Annotated in this window: 4 protein-coding genes; 1 reads left to right on the top strand and 3 read right to left on the bottom strand. The window is 68.4% G+C overall.

The annotated features are described in order from the left end of the window. From VD972_RS10890 to VD972_RS10880, 3 genes are all read right to left on the bottom strand, one after another. On the bottom strand, positions 1–783 hold a 783-nt coding region (locus tag VD972_RS10890; protein ID WP_324984946.1), incomplete at its 3' end, for a HAMP domain-containing protein. 247 nt (positions 784–1030) lie between these two features. Then, entirely contained in the window at positions 1031–1849 is an 819-nt protein-coding gene (locus tag VD972_RS10885) for a hypothetical protein (RefSeq protein WP_324984944.1), read from the bottom strand. Positions 1850–2116: 267 nt separating this feature from the next. Continuing rightward, positions 2117–2716 (bottom strand): CHAP domain-containing protein, encoded by a 600-nt coding sequence (locus VD972_RS10880; RefSeq protein ID WP_324984941.1) that lies wholly within the window; start codon positions 2714–2716, stop codon positions 2117–2119. A gap of 323 nt (positions 2717–3039) precedes the next feature. Here VD972_RS10880 and VD972_RS10875 point away from each other — a divergent pair, with 323 nt between their 5' ends. After that, positions 3040–3555 (top strand): hypothetical protein, encoded by a 516-nt coding sequence (locus tag VD972_RS10875; RefSeq protein WP_324984938.1) that lies wholly within the window; start codon positions 3040–3042, stop codon positions 3553–3555. Positions 3556–3832: the final 277 nt, after the last annotated feature.

The following is a 3832-nucleotide window of genomic DNA, read 5'->3' as shown; positions in this document are numbered from 1 at the left end:
GGCGAACGACGACAGCTGGTCCACCATCGTGTTGATGGTGTTCTTCAGTTCCAGAATCTCGCCGCGCACGTCCACGGTGATCTTCTTGGACAGGTCGCCACGGGCCACCGCCGTCGTCACCTCGGCGATGTTGCGCACCTGCGACGTCAGGTTCGACGCCATCGAGTTCACGTTGTCGGTGAGGTCCTTCCAGGTGCCGGCCACGCCCTTCACCTTGGCCTGACCGCCCAGCTTTCCTTCCGTACCCACCTCGCGTGCCACGCGCGTCACTTCCGAGGCGAACGAGCCGAGCTGCTCCACCATGCCGTTCACCAGCCGGGCGGTGCGGAGGAACTCGCCCTTGAGCGGGCGGCCATCCACCTCGAGCGCCATCGTCTGCGACAGGTCGCCCTTGGCCACCGCGCCGATCACGCGGCTCATCTCCGAGGTCGGCTGGATCAGGTCCGCCACCAACGTGTTGACGGACTCCACGCAGTCGGCCCACGAGCCCACCGAGCCGGACAGCGTCGCTCGCTGGGTGATGCGGCCCTCCTTACCGACCATCGTCCCGATGCGCTCGAACTCCTTCGCCATGCGCTCGTTGAGGTCGATGATGTCGTTGAGCGTATCGGCGACCTTGCCCTCGACGCCCACCGTGTCCACCGGCATCCGGACGGTGAAGTCGCCCTGCCGGACGGCGGAGAGGATGCGGAGGAGTTGACGCGTATCCAGCTCCGAAGAAGCCTCTTTCTTTTTCGGAGCTGGAGAGGTCTTCCGAGGTACCACGTTCTTCTGGGTGCGCATTCGAGCCCCTGGCTGTCCCACGGCAGTGAAAGCAGTCCCTCGCGGGAGGGACGGGAATACTGAGCGGAGCCGAGTTCTCTTTGATTCCCAGGGGATACGCCAGCCCTACGGCCGCGCCAGCTTGGTGGGTAGCAGACAGTCCCAGCCCAGCGACGTCAGCCAGCCAACATTTTCTGCCCACCCTCCCGTACCCTCCGTGAAGTCGGAGCCCGCGATCAAGCCTGGCTCCTGGCTCGGATGGCGGGCCTCAGTGGCGCAGGCGTGGCTGTGGGGCGACCACTCGCACCGACATCTGCTCCTCCCCTGCCACCACAGTGCTGATCGCCTCCCGCTGGTTCAGGTCCAGGCGCGCGACGGCTCGCAGGGTCGCCACCAGCACCAGCGCCTCCACCGGTGAAGGCATGGAGAGGCCCGAGGGCCCCGTCTTGAGCGGCAGCGGCAGGCGAGGCGCACGGCCCGCGGCAGACAGCGCGTGGATTGCATACTCGGGTCGGGTGTCCAGCGTGAGGCCAATGGCAGGCAGCTGGTTGGCGGCCTCCCCCTGTCCGCTCCCCTGCAGATCCATCAACACCCTGAGGGCGCCGGACTGCTCGTAGAGGGCAATCCCCTCGCCGCCGTCCTCTCCGCCGAAGACGCTGCCCTCGTACGTCCGCGAGAGCGCGCCGGAGATGGAGATGTGGAAGGGCTGGCTGTCGTCCCAGTGGCTCCAGGGTCGGGCCTCCCAGAACTCGGTGGCGGCCTGGACGAAGAGCAGCGCCTTGTCCGCCCCGAGCCCCGCCACTCCGCGCTGCTCCCAGGCCATGAAGGTGGCGATGGCTGCCCGCGCCGAGAGCACCTCCAGCGGAGGAGGCTCCACTTGCAGGCCCAGGAGCTCCGCGGCGGCCGCCAGGGCGGGCTCACAGCTCACGTTGGCCGGCTCCACGCCCTCGAGCAGGGCCTGCACACCGGCCGCATCGTCGCGCTCGAAGACGGGCGGCGCGAAGTCACCTGTGGGTGTCACCCGCAGGTACACGTTGGTGCTGTCCTGAGAGAGCTGCACGGGTCCAAGCTTGAGCAGGTGGAACATGTTCCCTCCGGGCTATCGTGACTCGGCCTGTGTGTCGAGGATCCTCCGGCCGCTCGGCTCAAGCTCGCGGGCTCCGCCTTCTCGACCCTCTGCAACACCGCCACCGGCACCAGCACCCACACGACGGCAAGCACGCTCAGAGAACGGTTCACGGAGACGACAGCACAGCTCATGCGCACCTCATGAGCGCGGGTTATGCCCTCTGAGGCTGACAGCCGCACTTGAGGTAAACCCGAATGGCACCCGCGACTCGCTGGCGTCAGTGGATCAGCGAGGCGGCGCCACCGTTCCGGCTCGGGCCAGCGGTCCCGGAGAGGCGAAGCCCGCGAAGAGCTCTCCTGTCAGGTACGCCCGGCTGCCCCGCGAGGCGCGCCGGAGGTAGTCGTTCACCACCGCCTTGCTGCCCTGCGCGCGGTGGACCCTGGGCTGGCGCAGGTCCATCTTCCCGCGCGCCACACCCTTGCTTCCCCGATGAACGAAGGTGACCGCGCCATTGGCCTCCACGCGCTCGACGACGCCCACGTGGGTGAGGCCGTCATCGCGGCGCCCATCCCGGTCGCGGTCATACGTCTCCCGGAAGAAGACGAGATCTCCCCGCTGGGGACGTCCCTGGTGCACCGCGCCCAGGCTCCGCGCGCGCTGGTAGATGTGCGTGACGCCGTTGTCTCCCGCGCGGCCAATGCCCGTCATCAGCTCGATGCCGGCGCTCTCGTAGGCGATGCGCACCACGCCTGTGCAGTCATCCGGCACCGTGCGATCCACCTTCCGCAGCGAGGAGACGCCGACGAGCCGCGTGGCCCGGCCGGCAATGCGCTCTCCCAGCGCTTGCGTGGCGCGGGCTCCGGCGCGAGACCGTGACGCGGGCACACTCCGCGCCTCTACCGGCGCGGAGCTCGGAGGTGCAGCGCTTCTCTGGATCAATGTAGGGGGAGGAGTCGGAGGAGACTGCTTCCCTGCGGCGTGAGCTTGCGGGGTGCTACAGGCCAGAGACCCCAGCGCGGCGAGCACGACGAGCGGTCGAAGCATGGCGGCTGGACGCCTCGGGCGCCGGCCCTATTCACTCCTTGCCTGGACGCACTTTGAAGCACCCGCGCCGCCAGAACCTCACATGGGAGACCGGCCGGGTTTCGTGCTAGACGCCGCCTCCGAGCCGGCGTGAATCCGGCTCTCAACGGAGGGGATTCGTTCAAATGAAGAAGATGCTGACCCGGAGCGTGGTGTGCGCGGCCCTGACTCTGTCTCCTGTGGCGCTGGCCCAGGATGCGGCCCCGACCGAGGCTCCGACGGCGACGCCGGCGAGCAAGCCAGGCGCCGAGGCGGTGAAGAGCACCTGGGACTACTTCTACAAGGGCCAGGGCCAGGGCCCGGTGCTCGTCGAGGCCAAGCTCTGCACCGAGGTGGCCAAGGACGGCCCCAACAAGTTCGAGTGCATCGCGGAGGTGGATCCCAGTGCGGGCGTGAAGGCGGGCACCAGCGTGATGCTGTGGCAGGCCTACCTGGTGCCGCAGGGCGACTCCATCGAGGACCTCATGGTCCAGGTGAAGCAGGGCACCACCGTGCGTGAGACGAAGGACGTGAAGGTCAAGGGCGACGGCTGGCGCGCCCGCCAGTGGACCGGCGTGCGCCTGAACAAGCCGGGCAGCTGGACCGTGAGCGTCATGCGCGGCGACGAGACCCTCAAGGAGCTCCAGGTCAAGGTGAACTAGTCCACACCGGGGAGGCCACCCGCCGCCCCGCGCGCCTGCCGTTGGGATGCTCGCATCCCAGGCGGGCGCGTTCTTTTTTCCCCCCAGTTCGTTGCAGGACCCGGGATCCAGGAGTTTTTTACGGCCAGCGGCGGCTCCCTGAAGCCGGCTGAGGCCCTCCATGCCCGCGTCTTCGCTGGGATCTGCCGCACCGCGGCGCTGGCCGCGCCTTTGCACAAGGAGAGGTGCGGTTGAAGGGCAGGGGTCGGTCTGGGCGTGGGGTGGGGTGGGGTGGTGG

The sequence above is a fragment of the Hyalangium sp. genome (assembly GCF_035629615.1).
In the GTDB taxonomy this organism is placed as follows: Bacteria; Myxococcota; Myxococcia; order Myxococcales; family Myxococcaceae; genus Hyalangium.
This window is presented reverse-complemented; position numbering and strand designations above follow the sequence as displayed.

Bases quoted from the DNA above. Each gene is read 5' to 3' on its own strand.
- VD972_RS10885 (WP_324984944.1), bottom strand. From the start codon at position 1,849: ATGTTCCACCTGCTCAAGCTTGGACCCGTGCAGCTCTCTCAGGACAGC.
- VD972_RS10875 (WP_324984938.1), top strand. From the start codon at position 3,040: ATGAAGAAGATGCTGACCCGGAGCGTGGTGTGCGCGGCCCTGACTCTG.